Raw genomic sequence first — 21,153 nt, forward strand, 5'->3', positions numbered from 1 at the left:
TTAAATGACAGGATTTTCTAAAACGCCAATACCGTCAATTTGAATCTTGACACTATCGCCTTTTTTCAAGAAACGTGGCGGCTTAAACCCCATCCCAACACCACTAGGCGTTCCAGTCGCAATCACGTCACCCGGATAGAGAGTCATACCAGCAGAAATAGACTCAATCACTGTAGGAATGTCAAAAATCATTTGATTGGTATTGCCATCCTGGCGTAACTCGCCATTTACCCAGCACTGAATCTTGGTATTTTTTTCATTAATCTCATCCGCAGAGACCAACCAAGGGCCCATTGGGCAGAAGGTATCAAAGCTCTTACCAATATGAAACTGCACATGCTTGGCTTGCACATCACGCGCACTCACATCATTAATGATCGTGTAACCCCACACGTGCTTCATAGCATCCGCTTTGCTGATGGCTTTGCCTTTTTTTGCAATCACCACAGCCAACTCCGCCTCGTAATCCATCTCTTGGGTAGCCGCAGGATGGCTATCGATTCCCATGCGCGAGGCAATCACAGTCTCTGGCACCTTACTAAATACCACAGGATGTTTTGGTAGATTTGACATAGATCCTTGCGCCTCGCCCAACTTGCTATCTTTAATTTCTTTAACGTGATCCAGGTAGTTTTTACCCACACAAAAGATATTTCTTCTTGGCTTTGGAATTGGAGCAAGTAAACAGACCTCTTTCAATGCAACTGCCTGCCCCATAGCGGGCAAGGTCTGTCCCTCAGCCATCATCTCAATGATGCTAAGCGCGCCACGTTGCGCAGCTTCTTTGCTCAATTGATACGGCGTGACTGTTTGTAAATCATTAGACACAACACCCACGTATTGATCAGACTTGTATTGATATGTAGCTAATTTCATTTTGTCTCCAGCTTTATTGGTTTCTTTTTTAGTTTCTTCTTTGGGTTTTTCTTTAGTTTCTTTTTTAGTTTTTTATTTTTTCTTTTTATTATTTTAAGGTTGGGCCAACTTTTCAAATGCTTCAGGTATATCAGCCTCAAAAGTCATTTTCTCTTCAGTTTTCGGGTGCACAAAAGATAAATGTCTTGCATGCAACATCAAACGTTTTGGCCTCAAAACTTTATCTAATTCTTGGTCACCATATTTATCGTCACCCAAGATTGGATGACCATAGCTTTGCAAGTGAACCCGAATTTGGTGGGTGCGGCCAGTTTTAAGTTGTGCTTCAACAAGACTGCATAAACCATCGTAATAGCTGGCTTTCACCCTGATATTAGTGTGACTCGGTTGACCACCATCACTGGCCACCCTCACTCTTCGCTCACCGTTGGGTAATAAATACTTTAATAAGGGGTATTTCAGTGCAATCGACTTGTTAGACACTGGCAGTCCACCATGCACTATTAATAAATAGCGCTTTTCCATTTTTCCTTCTCTGATCTGCTCATGCAGATGAACCAAAGCACTGCGCTTTTTGGCCAACATCAAAATGCCAGAAGTGTCACGATCAAGCCTATGAACCAATTCTAAGAACTTGGCATTTGGTCTTTGGGCTCTCATCGCCTCTATCAACCCCAAAGACACCCCAGATCCACCATGAACAGCGATTCCTGATGGTTTATCAACCACCAAAATGCTGTCATCTTCGTATAAAACTGTTATTTCTGAGCTTATTTTCTTGGAAATGTAGTCATTAGTCGGGGCTTTCGCTTCAGAAACCCTCATCGGAGGCAACCTTAAAACATCGCCCTCTTGGATTTTTTGACTGGCATCTGCCCTTTTTTTGTTAATTCGGACCTCTCCGGAACGAATAATTCGATAAATATGCGTTTTTGGCACCCCTTTGGCCATACGGAATAGGAAGTTATCTAGCCTTTGGCCAGCTTCTTCAAATAAAACAATGTGTTGGGTTACCGAATTACTGTTCATATGTCATATAATGACCTATCTTGCTGCGCAACATCAAATTTATAGTTTGAATAGTGATGCGCCAAGCTCGGTTCGAAATAGCCGAATGATATTTCCAGGGTTCGCCTCTCCCCTGAAGTAATGAGACGCAAAGTTGGCTGGCATAGTGCCGCGAACTGCGAAACAGATAAAAGAATTTAAGCGCGCGCTGACCCGCAAAGAAGAATAAGTCAGCGAGCGTAGTGAAGTAAGTCATCACAGAGGATTGTCTCGCACAATCCTTTCAATTCCGTTTCGCGCCCCGCGATGGCTGCCAAGCCGAAGTACGGAGAAAATTTAAATGAAACGAATGTTGTTTAACGCTACACAGCAAGAAGAGCTGCGCGTAGCGATTGTTGATGGCCAAAAGCTAATCGATATTGATATTGAAACTTCTGGACGTGAACAACGTAAAGGCAATATCTACAAAGGTGTGATCACACGCATCGAACCATCCCTAGAAGCATGCTTTGTGAACTACGGTGAAGAGCGTCATGGCTTTTTGCCATTTAAGGAAGTTTCACGCGCTTACTTTAAAGAAGGTGTTGATGTTCGTAACGCAGGTATTAAAGATGCACTGCGCGAAGGTCAAGAAATCATCGTTCAGGTAGAAAAAGAAGAGCGTGGCAATAAAGGTGCCGCCCTTACTAGCTTTATCTCTCTGGCTGGTCGTTACCTAGTATTAATGCCTAACAACCCACGTGGCGGTGGTGTATCTCGCCGTATCGAAGGCGAAGATCGCAACGAATTACGTGAGGCAATGAGCCAATTAACAGTTCCAGATGGCATGAGCATCATTGCCAGAACTGCTGGTATTGGCAGAAGTGCTGAAGAACTTCAGTGGGACTTGAACTACTTGATGCAGCTTTGGAAAGCCATTGATGAAGCAGCCGGTGGTAATCAAGCGCCATTATTGATTTACCTTGAATCTAGTCTTGTGATCCGCGCGATCCGTGACTACTTCCAACCAGATATCGGCGAAATCTTGATCGATACCGACGAGATTTACGAACAAGCCAGCTCATTCATGTCTGTGGTGATGCCTGACAACATGTCACGCGTTAAGCGCTATCAAGATGACGTGCCTTTGTTCTCACGCTTCCAAATTGAACACCAAATTGAAACAGCGTACTCACGCACAGTATCACTACCATCTGGTGGCGCGATTGTGATCGACCACACAGAAGCTTTGGTATCTGTGGACGTTAACTCAGCACGCTCAACCCGTGGTTCAGATATTGAAGAAACTGCTGCAAGAACTAACTTAGAAGCTGCTGACGAATTAGCTCGTCAAATGCGTCTTCGTGACTTGGGCGGTTTGATTGTGATCGACTTCATTGACATGGAGTCTTCTAAGAATCAAAAAGATGTTGAGCAACGCTTAAAAGATGCCTTGCGCCATGATCGCGCTCGCGTACAAATGGGCAAGATCTCTCGTTTTGGTCTATTAGAGTTATCACGTCAGCGTCTACGCCCTGCACTATCTGAAAGCAGTAACGTCACTTGCCCACGTTGCAACGGCACAGGCCACATTCGCGATACAGAATCATCAGCATTGCAAGTTCTTCGCATTATTCAAGAAGAGGCGATGAAAGAAAATACAGCCGCTATCCACTGCCAAGTACCTGTGGATGTTGCAGCATTCTTGTTAAATGAAAAACGTGCTGAAGTGATCAAAATTGAGAGCCGTTTCAAAGTAAATGTTTTGTTATTACCTAACAAGCATCTAGAAACACCTCACTACAAATTAGAGCGTTTGCGCCATGATGATCCTCGTTTAGATGATCCTAAGGCTAGCTATGCCATGGCTGAAGAAGCCAGCAAAGAGCTTGAGTCAGACACGATTCTTAATCGTAAAGCTGAAGAAGCCAAACCTCGCCAAGAGGCAGCTGTTAAAGGTGTCCGCCCAAGCCAACCAGCACCAACAAGCGTGCCACGTGCAGAGCGTAAAGCAGCTGGCGAAAAAGAATCTTCTGGCGGTCTAATTGGTTTCATCAAGAAACTATTCGGCGCTAAAGAAGAAGTTAAGCCAACTGAAAAACGTCAAGCAGGCAACCGCGATGGTCGCAACGGCGATCGCAACCGTAATCGCAATAATCGCAACCGTAATCGCAACAAAAACGAAGCGGGCGAACGCAACCAAGCAAATCGTGATGCTGCTAGCGGTGAGGAAAAGTCTGAGAGCAAAGAAGCTCGTCAGCCAAATCAACGCAATGGCCGCAATCAACAACGCCAAAACAAGCCTGAAGCCAATCAAGAAGGTAAAGCAGAACAAGCTAAAGACTTGTTAACGCATACCGAGGTACCACAAGCTACTGAAGGCGGTGAAGGTGATGAGCGTCGCCGTGGTCGTAATCGTCGCGGTCGCAACCGTGGTCGCGATCGTGCAGAGCGTGGCGAGAACAATACTGAAGCAAGCGTAGAAGCATCTACATCATCTGAGTCTGTGACTACTCCAGCACCAGTTGTGTCTGTAGCGGTTAACGAGACAGTAGAAACTAACCATGCTGCTCCAGCTCCATCATCAACACCGAGTGTTGTTGCTGACCCTGCACTTGTGGTTAATACTGCACCTGTGGTTGCTGCTGAAGTTGCAGCTCCTGCAGCTCCTGCAGCGCCAGCACCTCTGCCAAAAGTGGAGTTCAAGCCGCTACAAACTTCAGAACTCACCTCTGTGATTGAATCAGCCGGCATGGTTTGGGTTAATACAGATCACCAGAAGCTTGAAGAAGTTCGTGCACAAATTGCAGCTGAACCAGCTATTGTTTACCCACCACGTGAGCCAAAGCCACCCGTTGAGATTTCAACTGGCCCTATGGTTCTAGTAGAAACCGGTGGAAAAGAACAAACGATTCAAAAGTAAGCGCAAAAAGTAATTAAAGTAACTTAGTTCTACAATGAGGGATATGTCAGAAAGAGTCATACCCCTCATTGATGAACGCCAGAGAAAGATTGGCAGCCACATTCCGGTAATACCCGCGCAATTGGTGGCTCCTAATGGTCTTCTCGCTGACACACGCGGTCGCAGACTTCACGATTTAAGAATTTCAGTCACTGATCGTTGCAACTTTCGCTGCACTTATTGCATGCCGAAAGAAGTATTCGATAAAGATTACCCCTACCTATCTCATGGGGATTTGTTGAGCTTTGAAGAAATCACCCGCTTAGCAAAAATTTATATCGATCATGGTGTTGAAAAAGTTCGTCTTACAGGTGGCGAACCACTGTTACGTAAACATCTTGAAAGACTCATTGAACAGCTAGCATCACTGCGCACTCTCAGTGGCAAACCTTTAGATTTAACACTGACAACCAATGGCAGCTTGCTGCGTAAAAAAGCTCGTGCATTAAAAGATGCAGGCCTTACTCGGATGACCGTGAGTTTGGATGGTTTGGATGATGCAGTTTTCCAGCAGATGAATGATGTGGGTTTTCCGGTTGGCGATGTATTAGATGGTATCGAGGCAGCACGCGAAGTTGGTTTTGAAAATATCAAAGTCAATATGGTGGTTAAAAAAGGTACCAACGAACACGAGATTATTCCGATGGCCAAACACTTCAAAGGCACTGGTGTGATTTTGCGCTTCATTGAGTTCATGGACGTAGGTGCATCCAATGGTTGGGATATGACTGAAGTATTACCTTCAGCAGAAGTGATTGAAAAGATTAATTCAGTATTTCCGCTTACCAATATTGACCCTAACTACCCTGGCGAAGTTGCAGAGCGTTGGAGATATCTTGATGGTTCAGGCGAAGTGGGCGTTATCTCAAGTGTTACTCAGGCGTTCTGTAAAGACTGCAGTCGTGCTCGCTTATCAACTGAAGGCAAAATGTATCTCTGTCTATTTGCTACAGAAGGTCATGATCTCAAAGCACTACTCAGAGAGGGTAAATCTGATTTAGAAATTAGTAATGCTATTGCTCAAGTATGGTCACATCGTACTGACCGCTACTCGGAGTTGCGCGGCTCACCCGAATTAGCTGGCAAAGCAAAAGTAGAAATGTCTTACATTGGCGGTTAATCCAATCGCCATTAAACTATTCCAATAATGAGTAACTTACCTAGCTTAAATTCTGTGGTGACTTGCATGTCAGACTATGACCCTGAGTCACTTCGAGTCGATCAAGCCATCAAAATTGTTCAAGATTTTGTGCGCCCAGGCTCACTAGCACTCGCCACTGAATCCGTCGGAATCTACGACGCTCTTGGTCGCATCTTAGCCAAAGATATTATTTCTCCTATCAATGTACCTGCAGCAGATAATTCTGCAATGGATGGTTACGCCTTTGCTGGCTCATCAATTGCCAAGAGCGAAGTAACTATGCTGACCATGATTGGCAAAGGTTTAGCTGGCAACGCTTTTGCAGGTCAAGTAGGCCCTGGGCAATGTGTGCGCATCATGACAGGTGCGGTAATGCCTGAAGGTTGTGACACGATGATTGCCCAAGAAATGGTGACAGCTGATGGCGATCAGATCAGTTTTAAATCATCACAAATTAAGGCGGGCGATAACCGCCGCCTAAAAGGTGAAGACCTAAGTGCAGGACAACCAGCATTGCTTGCCGGGAAAATCATCCGCCCTTCTGATTTGGGTTTAATTGCTTCATTAGGGATTGGTACGGTTGAAGTGAAACGTCGTCTGCGAGTTGGCTTTTTTTCAACTGGTGATGAACTACGTTCCATCGGACAAACATTAGATGACGGTTGCGTATACGACAGTAATCGTTACACACTCTTTGGCATGCTCTCGCGCTTAGGCGTTGAGCTTCATGATTTTGGCGTAGTGCGTGATGAACCAGATGCAATGCGTGCCGCATTTAGTCAAGCCGCCGCGACTTGTGATGCCGTAATTACCTCCGGCGGTGTGTCTGTTGGAGAAGCTGACTACACCAAACAAATCATGCGTGAACTAGGTGATGTGAGCTTTTGGAAAATCGCCATGCGCCCTGGTCGCCCCATGGCTTTTGGCTCGATCAAAAGTGATAAGCACCAAGCGGTGTTATTTGGACTACCTGGCAACCCAGTTGCAGTGATGGTGACTTTCTATCAATTTGTACGTAACGCTTTGCTATCCATGAGTGGCGCAACTGATGTTGCCCCGCTTGTGATGCAAGCCAAAGCTGTTGAAGCTATCCGCAAACGTCCTGGTCGTACAGAATTCCAACGCGGTGTTTTATCTACTGATGCCACCGGCACCAGAACAGTGCGAATCACTGGTGCCCAAGGCTCTGGCGTCCTCAGATCAATGAGTGAGGCAGATTGCTTCATCGTTTTAGAGCATGATCAGGACCAAATCAAGGCAGGCGATACCGTGGGCGTGGTTCTATTTGAAGGCTTGGTATAAAGATTTTTTGTGTTGTTTTTGTTATTGCGTTGCAACATTACCGAGAAAATTAGTATAGAATCGTGTCTACAGAGTTAACCACCCACTGTTGATTTAAAAATGCCAAGCACCAAATACACTAAAAAAGAAGTTGTTTATGTAGACCCTCTACACACAGCCAAAACGCTGGTGTTGGTTTACTTGAGCTTTTCTGTACCAGTGGTATTGCTTGCTCTTTTTGTAGCATTTATCAGAGATGGTGAATTACCTGGCTTCACAGTGATTTCTGCATTGATCCTCAATGCTTTGATTGGCTTTGGCTTACTTTGGTTAGCTTGCAAGGTATACAACTGGGTAGCTGAAAAGTTTGGTGGCATTGAAGTGGCCGTTCGCGAAACCACTGTCACTGACACCAAACCTGTTTCTTCTCAAGACTAATCTCTAGTCTGCTTGTTTTAGCTAATTTCTTTTTTTATTTCTTATTTAATTCTTTTCTTATTTTTTAAGTTGATTAGGCTTTTAATAAGTTAGGTGGCGTCTTGCCCGCTAAACCAGCCAAGCAATTTTCAATCGCCAACTCAATCATCGCTCGCCTAGTTTTTTCTGTAGCACTTGCAATGTGCGGGGCTAAAACAACATTTTTAAGTGCTAAGAGCTCAGGCCGAACAGTTGGCTCGCCTTCAAACACATCAATACCTGCAGCAAATATTTTGTTCGCTTGAAGCGCTTTTGCCAAAGCCAACTCATCCACAATTCCTCCACGTGCAATGTTCACCAAAGTAGCAGTAGGCTTCATCATGTTTAATTCTTTTTCCCCAAAGAGATGGTGATTTTCAGGGGTGTAAGGCATCACCAAAATAATGTGATCAGACTCTTTTAATAAGGTGTCTCGGTCCACATAAGTTGCACCACACTCTTTTTCTAAATCGGCTGATAAACGTGAGCGGTTGTAATACTTCACGTTCATATTAAAACCACGCGCACGTCTAGCAATTGCTTGCCCAATACGTCCCATACCCATGATGCCCAAAGTACTGTGATGAATATCCATTGACAATGGCGTGTCATAAATAGAAAACTTCTTCCAGTTACCAGCCCTTAACCAATGCTCACTCTCAGTCACCCTTCTAGCCGTGGCCATTAATAAGGCAAAACCAAAATCAGCAGTGGTATCGGTTAATACATCTGGGGTATTCGTGGCCATCACATTAGCCGCACTAAAAGCAGCCATATCAAAGTTGTTATAACCCACGGCAATATTTGAAACAATTTTGAGCTGCGGTGATGCTTTGAGGATGTCAGCATCAACTCGTTCACCGCCCGTCACAATCGCTGCATCTTTATTAGCCATAGCAGCCTTGAGGTCTTCGGCATTCCACAAGTGATCCTCTTGATTAGATTGCACATCAGCCAATTGCTCTAATCTGGTCAAAATATCGGGGAAAATAGCTCTAGCCACCAAAATCTTAGGTTTTTGCACCTGTTCGGACATCTTGATCTCCTGTTTTTACTATTTTTATGTGTTTTTCCGAGACTTTTTGCTCGTCAGATGATTGTATGTCATTGATTTAAATCATATGAAAATTACTAATTCATCTAAATAAACTGGGTTTATGGCCAAGATTGTTCTCACACTAAGATAAAATAACGCTTTTCGTCTTATTTGAAATTATTGCCATGACATATGTAGTTACCGAAGCCTGTATTCGTTGCAAATACACTGATTGCGTAGATGTATGCCCAGTAGACTGCTTCCGCGAAGGCCCTAACTTTTTAGCTATCGACCCTGATGAGTGTATCGATTGCGCTGTTTGTGTTCCAGAATGCCCAGTGAACGCTATTTATGCTGAAGATGATGTGCCAGGCGATCAACAAGAGTACATCAAGCTCAACGTTGAACTTGCTGCTAAATGGCCATCAATCACAAAATCAAAAGAAGCACTTCCTGATGCTGAGGCATGGAAAGACGTTAAAAATAAATTGGGTGAATTAGTTCGCTAACTAATCATTAAAGACCCTACTCAATCGCCTGCTATAGCAGGCGATTTCATTTTGTTGTACCGTAAGCACTACTTCTTAGTAGCAACCCAATTCGACGGGAAGATTGCGTGTCAGAACAGAATCAACAAAATCATTTAAACCAAGCTTGTATTAAAACCGATGCACTAGTAATTGGTGCGGGGCCCGTTGGTTTGTTTGCTATTTTTCAATTAGGTTTACAAGGTATTCAATCTCATGTGATTGATACCCTAGCTCATGCTGGCGGTCAGTGTGCAGAACTGTATCCCGACAAACCCATCTATGACATCCCAGGTATTCCATATTGCACTGGCTCAGAATTGGTAAACAATCTTTTAGAACAGATTAAACCTATGAATGCCACCTTTCATTGGGGGCAAGAAGTTTGTGATTTGATACGTATTCCCAATGGTCAATTGAAGGTGTCAACAAATCAAAATACCTTCATCACTAAAACGATTGTGCTTGCTACTGGTGTTGGGGCATTCAAACCAAAGATATTGAATGTTGATGGTATTGATGCCCTAGTTGGAACCCATGTGTTTTACCACCCACATGACTTATCTTCATTCAAAGATTTAGATGTCGTGATTTATGGCGGCGATGAAAGCGCTGTAAACGCCGCCATTGAATTAAGCAATACAGCCAAAAGCGTCACATTAATGCATCGTCGAGATGTTTTAAAAGCGCCCGATGAGTTGTTGGCAAAATTTGAACAACTACGCACCAGTGGCCAAGTAACTTTTAAAGCTGGGCAAATCACTGAGCTATTAAGAAGCAATACACCCGGCCAAGAAATCAAAGTTACAGCCCCAGATGGCAGCGCCAACCATCTAAAGTTCGATGCCTTGTTGGTTTATCTGGGCATCTCACCCCAACTGGGTCCGATCGCTGACTGGGGAGTAGATTTAGAACGCAAACAAGTTCCTGTTGATACCGCTAAGTTTCAAACCAATGTACCGGGTATTTTTGCGGTCGGCGATATCAACACCTATCTAGGCAAAAGAAAGTTAATTGTGAGCGGTTTTCATGAGGCAACACTGGCTGCTTTTGCTTGTGCAGAATTGATTCATCCTAATGAACCAATACAACTGCAGTACACAACGACTTCTACAAAATTACACGAAATTTTAGGAGTCGCGAGACATCGCTCTTGAAAGAATGATTACCGGCAATAAGCCAGCCAAAACAATTGTTAGTGCTGGCCAAGCTGCTTCAGCTAAACGCTCATCAGCCGCCAGTTGATATGTGATCACTGCCAAGGTATCAAAGTTAAATGGTCTCAATACCAAAGTAGCTGGCAACTCTTTCATCACATCCACAAATACCAATAAGCCAGCAGTTAACAAACTACGTCGCAATAACGGTAAATGTATTTTGGTGAGTAACTCCCATTTGCCAGAACCTAAACTCATAGCGCTGGCATCCATACTCGGAGTGATTTTGCTCAAGCCCGCTTCCACCGTTTGCAAACCAGAGGATAAAAAGCGAGTGAGATAAGCGTAAACCAAAATTAATACTGAACCTGATAGCAACCAAGCTAGATCTAATTGAGCCAACAAAATCAATACGCCCACTGCTAACACCGCACCAGGAACGGCGTAACCCAAACTCACCATTCGATTCGCTAATAACTGCAAACCACCCTTGGCCATGCGAGCACTGTAAGCCAACCAAACCGCGATGATGACAGCGCAAATAGCTGTCACCGTTGAAAGCGTCAATGTATTGGTAAGCCATGTCCAATAACGCTCATTCAATGCCTCACCACTAGTCAAAGCCAAGTAAGCCATGATGATGACTGGCAAGATAAAACCAAAAATCATGGGCAGTGCGCATGAGAGGCTTGCCCAAAAAGCCTTCTTACCCTGCAAACGCCAAGGCTTGATTTGTCTGAAACGCTGGCCACTAGCAGCAAAGCGCATTTGTCGACGACTTGCATGCTCCAACATCAAGAGTAAAAAAATGACTCCTAATAAGGCTGCCGATAATTGCACCGCTGCGATACGATCCCCCATCCCCAACCATGCACGATATATACCTGTAGTCATGGTTTGCACACCAAAGTAAGACATCGCACCGTAATCTGCGACAGCCTCCATCAAAGCCAAAGCCACACCTGCCATCGTTGCAGGTCTTGCCATTGGCAAGGCGACTTGCCAAAAGGCACTCCATGGGCCCGCACCCAAAGTTCTTGCCGCATCAATCAAACGTGGGCTGCGCTCCAAAAAAGCAGTGCGGCATAACAAATAGACATAAGGGTATAAAGCCAGACTTAAAACACAAACAGCTCCCCAAACCGATCTAGGCTCAGGAAACCACTCCAATTTAGAAACACCCAGCAGATCTCTCAAAAAGGTCTGTATTGGGCCTGAAAACTGGAAAAAATCTGTATAGGCATAAGCCATCACATAGGTTGGCATGGCCAAAGGCAAAATCAAGGCCCATTCGTAGATACGCTTACCTGGAAAATCACAGGTAGCTACTAGCCAAGCAGTGATAATACCCATGCTAGCAACCCCCCAAGCCACCCCAATTGCCATCAATAAAGTGGTCCAGGCATAGCCTGGAAGTACCGTGGTTACAAGGTGTGTCAGCACATCCCCACTGGCTGCTTGGGGGTTTAAAAGAGCAGCAAATATCCCTAATATTGGTAAAGCCAATATTAATGACAGGAGTATGGGTGTTAAACGTAGTCGCAAGATGCGACAATTATAAGAATGATTATCGATACGCCACCAATTCATTTAAATTTAAAGGATATTCATGTGGGCTACCCTGGCGAAAAGTCAGGTAGCTGGAATGAAGTAGTCCAAGGTCTGACCATGCAATTAAGGCACGGTCGGATTGGTTGCTTGCTAGGTCCCTCAGGTTGCGGCAAGTCGACTGTGCTGCGCGCCATTTGTGGCTTTGAGCCAATTCAAGCAGGCGAAATCACTTTAGATAAACAAGTGGTCAGCTCACCTGACACAACCTTGGCTCCAGAAAAAAGACGTGTGGGCGTGGTGTTTCAGGATTACGCCCTATTTCCTCATTTGACCAATGCTCAGAACGTTGCGTTTGGCTTGAGGGACTTGCCAAAGAAAGAGGCTTTACTAAAGGCTGAAGAATGGTTAGAGCGCGTAGGTCTTAAAAATGTGGGTTCTCGTTACCCCCATGAATTATCTGGCGGTCAGCAGCAACGTGTGGCACTGGCTCGAGCAATGGCTCCAGAACCAGAGTTATTGCTACTAGATGAACCCTTCTCTAATTTGGATGTGGATTTACGCGAGCGCTTGGCTGGCGAAATTAGAGACATCCTCAAAGCCAACGGCACAACTGCTCTCTTGGTCACGCATGATCAGTTTGAAGCTTTTGCAATTGCCGATGACATTGGCGTGATGGTTGATGGTCGATTAGTACAGTGGGACAGTGCCTACAACCTCTATCACCGTCCGGCCAGTCGCTTTGTGGCTAGTTTTGTTGGCTATGGTGTTTTTGTGCCTGGCGTCACGCGCCCAGGTCCTGCTGTAGAAATCGAACTAGGCACCCTGCCGTTGCCACAATCAAGCTATGGCTTGCCAGGTGAAGAAGTCGATGTATTGTTGCGCGCTGACGATATCGTGCACGATGACGACAGTCCTTTACAAGCCGAAGTCTTAACAAAAGCCTTTAGAGGCGGTGATTTTTTATACACCGTCAAATTAGATTCTGGGCAAGAACTTTTAACGATGGTGCCAAGTCATCATGACCATGCCATCGGTGAAAAAATTGGCATCAAAATAGTGGCCGACCACGTTGTCACTTTTAGCAAATAACTAATAGTAGAATCTTTCCATGAAGCAATATTTAGACCTCATGCGCCATGTTTTAGCTAATGGCACTCATAAATCAGACCGCACCGGCACAGGCACCGTTTCAGTATTTGGCCATCAAATGCGCTTTGACCTGCAACAAGGCTTTCCGGTCGTTACCACCAAAAAGCTACACCTCAAATCAATCATCATTGAATTGCTTTGGTTTTTGCAAGGCAGCACTAATAACAATTGGTTAAAAGAACGTGGTGTGAGTATTTGGGATGAATGGGCCAAGGAAGATGGTGAGTTAGGTCCTATTTACGGTTATCAATGGCGTTCATGGCCAGCACCAAACGGGGAACACGTTGACCAAATTACTCAATTGATGGATCAGATTAAAAATAACCCTGATTCTCGTCGCTTAATTGTGTCCGCCTGGAACGTGGCTGAAATTCCACGCATGGCGCTGCCACCCTGTCATGCATTCTTTCAGTTCTATGTAGCAGATGGTAAGTTGTCATGCCAACTGTATCAGCGCAGTGCTGATATTTTCTTGGGCGTGCCATTTAATATTGCTAGCTATGCATTGCTCACACACATGATTGCCCAACAAGCAGGCTTAACACCTGGTGAATTTATTTGGACAGGTGGTGACTGCCACTTGTACTCTAACCATATGGATCAAGTGAACTTGCAGCTTTCGCGTGAGCCCTTGCAATTGCCACAATTAGCCATCCGTCGCAAACCAGCATCAATTTTTGATTACGAATACGAGGACTTTGAGCTTGTTGGTTATCAACACCACGACCCTATCAAAGCTCCAGTAGCGGTTTAAGGGAATTACCGTGGAATTAGCGATCATTGTTGCGCGTGCAAAAAATGGCGTGATTGGTGTTAACAACACGCTTCCTTGGCACTTGCCTGAGGATTTAAAACATTTCAAAAACACGACCCTGGGTTGCCCCATCATCATGGGTCGTAACACTTGGTTGTCACTAGGTCGTCCACTTCCGGGTCGCCGCAATATTGTGGTGAGTCGTAATCCAGAATTCAAGGCCGAAGGGGCTGAGACATTTACATCATTAGAAGATGCGATTGATGCCTGCTCAGGCGTTGAAAAAGCTTTCATCATCGGTGGCGCGCAAATTTATGACGAAGCTTTAGCTTATGTCGACAAACTAATCATCACCGAGGTTGATACTGAAGTGGATGGTGATGCATTCTTCCCAGACATTGATGACATGATGTGGGAAGAAGTGGCTCGCGAAGAACATAACAATGGTCAACTGGCTTACGCATTCGTAACCTACAACAGCAAACTTTAAATCACGGAGAAACCATGGATCGTCGCAAATTTATTGCAGGCACTGGTCTTGCTGGCATTCTAGCCACCGGTACAGCCCCAGTTGTTCACGCTCAAGGAGCCACCATTAGATGGCGCTTAGCATCTAGTTTTCCAAAATCATTAGAAACTCTTTTTGGCGGTTCTGAAATTTTTGCTGCCAAAGTAAAAGAGTTATCTAGTGGAAAATTCACAATCAGCACGCATGCTGCTGGTGAACTAGTTCCTGCGTTTGGTGTATTGGATGCAGTTCAACAAGAAACAGTGGAGTGCGCGCATACAGCGGCCTATTACTTCTTTGGCAAAGACGAAACCTTTGCATTTGATTGCGCGATTCCATTTGGTCTTAACTGTCGCCAACAGAATGCTTGGATGTTTGACGGCAACGGTCTTAAGCTAACTCGTGAGTTTTACGCTAACTATAACGTTGTTAACTTCCCTTTAGGCAACTCTGGCGCACAAATGGGTGGCTGGCTCCGAAAAGAAGTGAAAGGTCTTGAAGACCTAAAAGGTTTGAAGTTCCGCGTGGGTGGCTTTGGTGGAAAAATTTTGGAACAGCTAGGGGTTGTGCCACAAAATTTACCTGCCGGCGAAATCTATCAATCCCTTGAAAAAGGTACGATTGATGCGGCCGAGTGGATTGGTCCTTATGACGACCTTAAGCTTGGTCTTTATAAAGTGGCAAAGAATTACTACTACCCAGCTTTTTGGGAAGGTGGCGCGCAACTTAGCTTGTACGTGAACAGCAAAGCCTATCAAAGTCTTTCTAATGAGTACAAGGCAATTTTAGATACTGCAGCTAACTACGCGCATACCCAAGTGATGGCTAGATACGATGCTCGTAATCCAAGCGCTCTTCGCGAACTAGTTGCTAACGGTGTTCGTTTACACCGCTTACCAAAACCTGTGATGGATGCAGCTTTCAAGGTTTCTCAAGAATACTATGCAGAACTCAGCAACAAGAACCCGCGCTGGAAAAAGATCTACGCAGACTTTAGTAACTTCCGTCGCGATCAAAACTTATGGTTCCGCTTCTCAGAGATGAGCTTTGATAATTTCATGCAATCACAAAAGTTATAAAACTGTTATTTGAGCGATTGAGGCTCTAATTAATTGATGCCCAATAATAAAAAACCAGCTTAGGCTGGTTTTTTATTATCTAGAGATTGTTACTCTTTACTTGGTGTAACTTTGAATAAATCATCCATCATTTTTTGGTCATCTAATTGAGGTGCTTGCAGCACATCTTCTGGGGCGATCTCAATCTTGATTTGATTTAGATCGACAACCTCTTTCTTATCTAAGAATATGGTGACTGTTTGCGGGAAGAAAATCACAATCACCACCAATAGCAGTTGCAAAATCACCCAAGGAATGGATCCTAGATAAATATCTCTTGATTCAATTTTTCTAGGAATCGATTTACTCTTAAATAAGGTGTCTGAAATACCTCTTAAGTAAAACAGAGCAAAGCCAAATGGTGGGTGCATAAAGCTAGTTTGCATGTTCACGCATAAAAGCACACCAAACCAAACCATATCAATACCCATCTTCTCTGCCACGGGAGCCAACATTGGCAAGATGATGAAGGCTATCTCAAAGAAATCTAAGAAAAATGCCAAGAAGAAAACAAATGTATTAACCGCCAGCAAGAAACCAATTTGACCGCCTGGCAAATTAGACAACATGCTCTCAATCCAAACGCCGCCATCCACACCCTGGAATACCAATGAGAAAACTCTTGAGCCAATCAAAATAAATACCACCATGGCGGTAATACGCATGGTGTTGGTCATACCTTCTTTAATGATTTGCCAATTAAGTCGCCCATGTATTGCTGCCAAAACAAAAGCACCTAAGGCACCCATCGCACCAGCTTCTGTGGGGGTTGCAATGGCGACATTGATACCAGGCAAACCGCCCATACTGCCTAAAACAGCAAAAATCAAAATGGCTGATGGAATAATGCCTCGCAAGCAAGTGCGCCATAATTTCCAACCCGTGAGGGTGCGCGCCTCTTTAGGAATCGCCGGTAGATCACCCGGTCGAATACGCGAGAGCAAGAATGTGTAAAGCACAAATAAGCATACTTGTAGGATCGATGGCCCCCAAGCACCCTTATACATATCTCCTACTGAGCGGCCCAACTGATCTGCCATCACCACCAAGACCAACGAAGGTGGCACTAACTGCGTGATTGTTCCAGAGGCTGCCAGTACGCCCGTGGTGTATCGCATGTTGTATCCATAGCGCATCATCACAGGCAAAGAAATCATTGCCATGGCAATCACTTGGCCTGCCACAGTCCCTGTGATTGCGCCCAAGATGAAGCCCACAATGATTACTGAATAGCCTAAGCCACCACGCACAGAGCCAAACAACTGCCCCATCGATTCCAGCATGTCTTCTGCTAAGCCACATTTCTCTAAGATGGCGCCCATCAAGGTGAAAAATGGAATTGCCAACAAAAGATCATTCGACAAAATGCCAAAAATATTTAATGGCAAGTTAGACATGAAGCTGATTGGGAACCAACCTTGAGCAACAGCAAAGAAACCACACATCAAGCCTAATGCGGCCAGTGAGAACGCCACAGGAAAACCCATCAACATGATGAGTATCAAATCCAAGAACATCAGAGGCGCAAAGTTTTCCATACTCATTGCAACGGCCTCTCATAATGAAAGTCCATCTCATAAACATGAGCTAACCATGCAAGTCGTTTAATGATTTCTGATAAACCCTGAATGGTGACCAAGAAAAATCCTGCGGGCAACATTAACATCGCTGGCCAACGGATTAATCCGCCAGCATTACTCGACATTTCGCCAGATTGATACATGCCAAGAAATAAAGGCCATGCTAGATATGCAAAGTAAATCATGGCGGGCAACAAGAATAAGAATAAACCGAGTAGATCGATATAGATCCTGGCTTTACTAGACAACTTTCCATAAATGATGTCAACGCGCACATGCTCATTGACTCTTAATACTTGGGCCGCTCCCAACATCACGGCAGCTGCAAACAAATACCACTGAATCTCTAACCAAGAATTGGAGCTGTAATCAAAGACGTACCGAATGAACGCGTTCATGGCACTAATCAAGCAAGATAGAACCAGGGCCCACTTTGCAAAAGATGCAAAGAGATTGGTGATGTGATCAATACCGTGCGCTAAGTAAATAGCTTGTCGTAATACTTGTTTCATTTTGCGAACTACTTAACGACCGCCCACAGTCATGTTCTCAATCAAGATGGAACCCGTTTCTTTGGTTCCCCTAACAATGGTGTCAGAACCAATTGCAACAATTTGTTTGAACATGTCTTTTAAATTACCAGCAATCGTGATTTCTTCAACAGGATGAACGATGACACCATTCTCAACCCAATAACCAAAAGCGCCACGAGAGTAATCACCATTCACATAGTTAACGCCTTGCCCCATTAAGTCTGTCACCAAGAGTCCTGTACCCATTTTTTTCAACATGGCAGGTAAATCATCAGATTTCTTAGTTAAACGGCTCTTGAGTTGCAACTGATGCGAACCACCAGCATTACCTGTGGTTTGCATACCTAATTTTCTAGCAGAGTAAGTTGACAAGAAATAACCTTGCACCACCCCTGCATCAACAACCTTGCGTGAACGTGTTCTTACACCCTCTTCATCAAACGGTGCACTACCAGTTAAACGAGGCAAGTGTGGCTCCTCGAGCAAATCTAAATGCTTTGGAAATACTTGCACACCAAGGCTATCCAATAAAAAACTAGATTTTCTGTATAAAGCACCACCTGAGGTTGCCTGCACATAAGCACCCAACAAACCAACCGCGAGAGGTGCTTCAAAAAGCACGGGGCAGTGGCGCGTTGAAATCGATCTAGCCCCCAACCTAGCCAGCGCTCTTTTGGCTGCATAAGCACCAACATCTTGGGGCCTTGCTAATTCTTCAGGCACACGAGATGTAGTGTGCCAATCATCCCGTTGCATGGCAGCGCCCTGTTTGGTGGATGCGCTCGCAATGGGTGTGCAAGAGATGTAATGGCGAGAGATGGCATAACCACCCATGAAACCATTAGTCGTTCCCAACATGAAATGAGACTGCTGAGCAGAGACACTCGCACCATCACTGTTGGTGATTTTTTTGCTAACTGCAAATGCTCCACGCTCAGCGTCTCTTGCAATTTCAACTGCTTGAGCAGTATTGATCTGCCATGGGTGATACAGATCCAAATCCTTAGGATTTTTTTCTAATAGGTCTGCCTCAGCCAAACCTGCACAGTCATCTTCAGCCGTGTGTTGAGCAATATGAAATGCCGCTCTAACACTGGCCTTTAGAGATTCTTTTGAAAAATCACTGGCGCCTGCATTGCCACGTCTTTGTCCAATAAAGACTGTCACGCCCGCTTGCTTATCTAAATTTTGCTCAATGGTCTCAATATCGCCTTTACGCACCGATACCGATAATCCACTGCCCTCAGATAGCTCAGCAGCAGCGTCTGTGGCGCCCAAAGCCTTGGCTTCGGTCAATAAAAAAGATACTAATTCTTGTAATTGTTCAGGTGTATGTGAAAACATTCCGCAATCATAGCTAGAATTACAGAATGAGTGCAAAAAATACAAATACTAAAAACACAAAACGTAGCCATCCAGATGAAATTTGGATTGGTTTGGTATCGATTTCTGACAGAGCAAGCAGCGGGGTTTACCAAGACGAGGGGATCCCAGCGCTTCAAACATGGTTTGGTAAAGCCTTAAGCTCACCATGGCATATGGAGTCTCGCCTGATTCCTGATGAAAAAGAGTTGATCTCTAAAACGATTGTGGAGTTAATTGATGAGGTTGGCTGCGACCTAGTACTCACCACAGGTGGCACAGGCCCTTCAAGACGCGATGTAACGCCAGAGGCGACTTTAGCGATCGCCTCAAGGGAAATGCCAGGCTTTGCCGAACAAATGCGCCAAATCAGCCTTAAATTTGTTGCTACAGCCATTTTGTCTCGCCAGGTGGCAGCCTTGCGTGAAATCGATGATCACGCTGCCCTAATCATTAATTTACCGGGCCAGCCAAAAGCCATCCAAGAAACCCTAGAAGGCTTAAAAGATGCTGATGGTAAATCGATCGTTCCTGGAATTTTTGCAGCAGTACCCTACTGCATCGATTTAATTGGTGGACCCTATGTTGAAACCAATGAAACTGTGATCAAGGCATTTAGGCCTAAGTCAGCGATTAGGGTGAAGAACTAGATTCAATCTAAGGGAGTGATCAATAAAAAAGGAAGGCATGCCTTCCTTTTTTTACTTCAATCCTAAATAAAGTCCAATTGGCACAAAGATCATGGCAGAGAGGTTGCCTAGCAGCACGATTGATGCCACAAGCTCTGGATCTTGTTTGTTGCGATCTGCCACCAAGAAGTTAAGCACTGCGGGCGGTAAGCTGGCAAACACAAATAAAAGCCCTCTTTGCAAATCTGTCATCGGTATGAATGGTGCAATTAATAGCGCCACAGCTAAACCAACAATCGGACAGATAGCTGCACCCAAGAAACCTTCACGCCAATGCTTAAGATTGGCATCTTTCATGCGCACACCCAATGAGAACAACATCAAAGGTACTGTGGCATCACCTAATAATTTAATTGATTGATACAAAGGCTCAGGCAAAGTGTAAAGATGCTTGGTCGTGGATAAGAACACGCCCAGTATGGTTGCAATCACCATTGGATTAGCAAATACACCCTTAACTGATGCTTTGGGGTTAACCAACTTCACACCCAATGTGAAATGCATCAAATTAGATACTGCAAATAATGCCACCGCAGGCGCCAAACCAACTGTGCCAAAAGCAAAGACAGCCAAAGGTAAACCCATGTTGCCGCAGTTGTTAAACATCATGGGAGGAACAAAAGTTTTGGGATCCATGCCAGACAATCTGGCGATTGGCCAAGCTAAGATGCCAGAACCTAGAACAATGGCCACACCGCATAACAATAGGTTCCACTGCTCTAACAACTCAAAATCTTTACTCACAAAGGCGGAGACCACCAACATTGGAGCAATCACATCCAATGTTGCTTTATTAATCCCAGACATGTCTGGGTGAGCTCTGCGACCATACACCCAACCGGCAAAAATAATCAACACAACCGGCGTGATGATCGATGCAATTCTGAAAAACATTAGTTGCCCTCAGCAATAGGTTCATCACCTACTGTTGGAATGAATAATTTTTCGCGGTAGTAGCGCAGCTCTTCCACAGACTCAATGATGTCTGCTAAAGCCGTGTGAGCCTGTTTCTTAGTAAAACCCTTAGCCACCTCAGGTTGCCAGCGTTTACATAATTCTTTGATGGTTGATACGTCTATATTGCGGTAATGAAAGTAAGCCTCTAATTTGGGCATATAACGGTTCATAAAGCGACGATCTTGGTGGATGGTATTGCCACACATCGGCGAAATACTCGCCTTAACGTGCTGCTTTAAGAAAGCCAAGCATTGGGTCTCAACTTCTGCCTCAGTTAGGGTAGACGCCTTAACCTTATCAATCAGCCCAGATTTGCCGTGAGTTCCTTTATTCCAGGCATCCATGCGATCTAAGACCGCATCTTCTTGATGCACCACTAATACAGGGCCTTCCGCTATGATGTTGAGGTCACCATCTGTCACAATCATGGCAATTTCGAGAATTCGGTCGGTTTCTGGCTGTAAACCAGACATCTCCATATCCACCCAAACTAAACGGTCATTCTTTCTTGTTGTACTCATCCCTATAA

General features: G+C 44.7%; 20 protein-coding genes. 11 read left to right on the forward strand and 9 right to left on the reverse strand.

Going from position 1 to position 21,153, the window contains the following annotated elements; all coding sequences use genetic code 11:
- A complete protein-coding gene (locus tag CFR83_RS01780; RefSeq protein ID WP_088812202.1) occupies window positions 1–876 on the reverse strand; it encodes a fumarylacetoacetate hydrolase family protein in 876 nt (291 codons plus the stop codon).
- Between the two features lie 93 nt (window positions 877–969).
- On the reverse strand, window positions 970–1,905 hold the full coding sequence (locus tag CFR83_RS01785; protein ID WP_088812204.1) for an RluA family pseudouridine synthase: 936 nt from the start codon (window positions 1,903–1,905) through the stop codon (window positions 970–972).
- 319 nt (window positions 1,906–2,224) lie between these two features.
- On the opposite strand from CFR83_RS01785, the gene CFR83_RS01790 reads away from it, so the two are divergent.
- The 4 genes from CFR83_RS01790 (at window position 2,225) to CFR83_RS01805 (ending at window position 7,685) form a co-directional block, all read left to right on the forward strand.
- On the forward strand, window positions 2,225–4,786 hold the full coding sequence (locus CFR83_RS01790; RefSeq protein ID WP_088812206.1) for an Rne/Rng family ribonuclease: 2,562 nt from the start codon (window positions 2,225–2,227) through the stop codon (window positions 4,784–4,786).
- Window positions 4,787–4,829: 43 nt separating this feature from the next.
- Window positions 4,830–5,945 carry a GTP 3',8-cyclase MoaA gene (gene moaA / locus CFR83_RS01795; protein ID WP_088812208.1) on the forward strand — a complete coding sequence of 372 codons (1,116 nt, stop codon included), beginning with the start codon at window positions 4,830–4,832 and terminating at the stop codon, window positions 5,943–5,945.
- 27 nt (window positions 5,946–5,972) lie between these two features.
- A complete protein-coding gene (gene moeA, locus CFR83_RS01800) occupies window positions 5,973–7,268 on the forward strand; it encodes a molybdopterin molybdotransferase MoeA (RefSeq protein WP_088812210.1) in 1,296 nt (431 codons plus the stop codon).
- 99 nt (window positions 7,269–7,367) lie between these two features.
- Window positions 7,368–7,685: a hypothetical protein gene (locus CFR83_RS01805; protein ID WP_088812212.1), complete on the forward strand. Its 318-nt coding sequence runs from the start codon at window positions 7,368–7,370 to the stop codon at window positions 7,683–7,685.
- 73 nt (window positions 7,686–7,758) lie between these two features.
- Here CFR83_RS01805 and CFR83_RS01810 read toward each other — a convergent pair whose 3' ends face one another.
- The gene (locus tag CFR83_RS01810) at window positions 7,759–8,739 is read right to left on the reverse strand and encodes a 2-hydroxyacid dehydrogenase (protein WP_243383304.1); all 981 of its coding nucleotides are present in this window, start codon (window positions 8,737–8,739) and stop codon (window positions 7,759–7,761) included.
- A 185-nt stretch (window positions 8,740–8,924) separates the two neighbouring features.
- Between CFR83_RS01810 and fdxA the strand changes: the two genes are divergently transcribed.
- Window positions 8,925–9,248: a ferredoxin FdxA gene (gene fdxA / locus CFR83_RS01815; protein WP_088812214.1), complete on the forward strand. Its 324-nt coding sequence runs from the start codon at window positions 8,925–8,927 to the stop codon at window positions 9,246–9,248.
- 107 nt (window positions 9,249–9,355) lie between these two features.
- A complete protein-coding gene (locus tag CFR83_RS01820; RefSeq protein ID WP_088812216.1) occupies window positions 9,356–10,423 on the forward strand; it encodes an NAD(P)/FAD-dependent oxidoreductase in 1,068 nt (355 codons plus the stop codon).
- Here CFR83_RS01820 and CFR83_RS01825 read toward each other — a convergent pair.
- Complete coding sequence (locus CFR83_RS01825; protein WP_243383305.1) at window positions 10,397–11,968, reverse strand: ABC transporter permease; 1,572 nt, start codon at window positions 11,966–11,968, stop codon at window positions 10,397–10,399. The genes CFR83_RS01820 and CFR83_RS01825 overlap by 27 nt on opposite strands.
- A gap of 18 nt (window positions 11,969–11,986) precedes the next feature.
- Here CFR83_RS01825 and CFR83_RS01830 point away from each other — a divergent pair, with 18 nt between their 5' ends.
- From CFR83_RS01830 to CFR83_RS01845, 4 genes are read left to right on the forward strand one after another with little or no spacing between them, the layout of a single operon-like run.
- Window positions 11,987–13,063: an ABC transporter ATP-binding protein gene (locus tag CFR83_RS01830; protein ID WP_088813159.1), complete on the forward strand. Its 1,077-nt coding sequence runs from the start codon at window positions 11,987–11,989 to the stop codon at window positions 13,061–13,063.
- A gap of 19 nt (window positions 13,064–13,082) precedes the next feature.
- A complete protein-coding gene (locus CFR83_RS01835; protein WP_088812219.1) occupies window positions 13,083–13,877 on the forward strand; it encodes a thymidylate synthase in 795 nt (264 codons plus the stop codon).
- 10 nt (window positions 13,878–13,887) lie between these two features.
- A complete protein-coding gene (locus tag CFR83_RS01840; RefSeq protein WP_423808368.1) occupies window positions 13,888–14,367 on the forward strand; it encodes a dihydrofolate reductase in 480 nt (159 codons plus the stop codon).
- Between the two features lie 14 nt (window positions 14,368–14,381).
- Window positions 14,382–15,464, forward strand: coding sequence for a TRAP transporter substrate-binding protein (locus CFR83_RS01845; RefSeq protein ID WP_088812223.1), 1,083 nt, complete (start codon window positions 14,382–14,384; stop codon window positions 15,462–15,464).
- A gap of 89 nt (window positions 15,465–15,553) precedes the next feature.
- Here the strand turns inward: CFR83_RS01845 and CFR83_RS01850 are convergent, their stop codons facing one another.
- Genes CFR83_RS01850 through pmbA form a run of 3 tightly spaced genes read right to left on the reverse strand, consistent with a single transcriptional unit; the run spans window position 15,554 to window position 18,960 of the window.
- Complete coding sequence (locus CFR83_RS01850) at window positions 15,554–17,047, reverse strand: TRAP transporter large permease (RefSeq protein WP_088812225.1); 1,494 nt, start codon at window positions 17,045–17,047, stop codon at window positions 15,554–15,556.
- On the reverse strand, window positions 17,044–17,595 hold the full coding sequence (locus CFR83_RS01855) for a TRAP transporter small permease subunit (RefSeq protein ID WP_088812228.1): 552 nt from the start codon (window positions 17,593–17,595) through the stop codon (window positions 17,044–17,046). Before CFR83_RS01855 ends, CFR83_RS01850 begins: the two co-directional genes overlap by 4 nt.
- A 12-nt stretch (window positions 17,596–17,607) precedes the next feature.
- Complete coding sequence (gene pmbA / locus CFR83_RS01860; protein WP_088812229.1) at window positions 17,608–18,960, reverse strand: metalloprotease PmbA; 1,353 nt, start codon at window positions 18,958–18,960, stop codon at window positions 17,608–17,610.
- A 26-nt stretch (window positions 18,961–18,986) separates the two neighbouring features.
- Here pmbA and mog point away from each other — a divergent pair, with 26 nt between their 5' ends.
- Entirely contained in the window at window positions 18,987–19,628 is a 642-nt protein-coding gene (mog, locus tag CFR83_RS01865; RefSeq protein WP_088812231.1) for a molybdopterin adenylyltransferase, read from the forward strand.
- Window positions 19,629–19,679: 51 nt separating this feature from the next.
- On the opposite strand, the gene CFR83_RS01870 is transcribed toward mog, so the two are convergent.
- Window positions 19,680–20,561: an AEC family transporter gene (locus CFR83_RS01870; protein ID WP_088812233.1), complete on the reverse strand. Its 882-nt coding sequence runs from the start codon at window positions 20,559–20,561 to the stop codon at window positions 19,680–19,682.
- Entirely contained in the window at window positions 20,561–21,145 is a 585-nt protein-coding gene (orn, locus tag CFR83_RS01875; RefSeq protein WP_088812235.1) for an oligoribonuclease, read from the reverse strand. The genes CFR83_RS01870 and orn overlap by 1 nt, the downstream gene beginning before the upstream one ends.
- Between the last annotated feature and the right edge of the window lie 8 nt (window positions 21,146–21,153).

It is taken from the genome of Polynucleobacter victoriensis, assembly GCF_900187875.1.
Lineage (GTDB): Bacteria > Pseudomonadota > Gammaproteobacteria > Burkholderiales > Burkholderiaceae > Polynucleobacter > Polynucleobacter victoriensis.

Coding starts and splice junctions, on each gene's coding strand:
- CFR83_RS01780 (WP_088812202.1), bottom strand. CDS start 876: ATGAAATTAGCTACATATCAATACAAGTCTGATCAATACGTGGGTGTT.
- CFR83_RS01785 (WP_088812204.1), bottom strand. CDS start 1,905: ATGAACAGTAATTCGGTAACCCAACACATTGTTTTATTTGAAGAAGCT.
- CFR83_RS01790 (WP_088812206.1), top strand. CDS start 2,225: ATGAAACGAATGTTGTTTAACGCTACACAGCAAGAAGAGCTGCGCGTA.
- moaA (WP_088812208.1), top strand. CDS start 4,830: ATGTCAGAAAGAGTCATACCCCTCATTGATGAACGCCAGAGAAAGATT.
- moeA (WP_088812210.1), top strand. CDS start 5,973: ATGAGTAACTTACCTAGCTTAAATTCTGTGGTGACTTGCATGTCAGAC.
- CFR83_RS01805 (WP_088812212.1), top strand. CDS start 7,368: ATGCCAAGCACCAAATACACTAAAAAAGAAGTTGTTTATGTAGACCCT.
- CFR83_RS01810 (WP_243383304.1), bottom strand. CDS start 8,739: ATGTCCGAACAGGTGCAAAAACCTAAGATTTTGGTGGCTAGAGCTATT.
- fdxA (WP_088812214.1), top strand. CDS start 8,925: ATGACATATGTAGTTACCGAAGCCTGTATTCGTTGCAAATACACTGAT.
- CFR83_RS01830 (WP_088813159.1), top strand. CDS start 11,987: ATGATTATCGATACGCCACCAATTCATTTAAATTTAAAGGATATTCAT.
- CFR83_RS01835 (WP_088812219.1), top strand. CDS start 13,083: ATGAAGCAATATTTAGACCTCATGCGCCATGTTTTAGCTAATGGCACT.
- CFR83_RS01845 (WP_088812223.1), top strand. CDS start 14,382: ATGGATCGTCGCAAATTTATTGCAGGCACTGGTCTTGCTGGCATTCTA.
- CFR83_RS01850 (WP_088812225.1), bottom strand. CDS start 17,047: ATGAGTATGGAAAACTTTGCGCCTCTGATGTTCTTGGATTTGATACTC.
- CFR83_RS01855 (WP_088812228.1), bottom strand. CDS start 17,595: ATGAAACAAGTATTACGACAAGCTATTTACTTAGCGCACGGTATTGAT.
- pmbA (WP_088812229.1), bottom strand. CDS start 18,960: ATGTTTTCACATACACCTGAACAATTACAAGAATTAGTATCTTTTTTA.
- mog (WP_088812231.1), top strand. CDS start 18,987: ATGAGTGCAAAAAATACAAATACTAAAAACACAAAACGTAGCCATCCA.
- CFR83_RS01870 (WP_088812233.1), bottom strand. CDS start 20,561: ATGTTTTTCAGAATTGCATCGATCATCACGCCGGTTGTGTTGATTATT.
- orn (WP_088812235.1), bottom strand. CDS start 21,145: ATGAGTACAACAAGAAAGAATGACCGTTTAGTTTGGGTGGATATGGAG.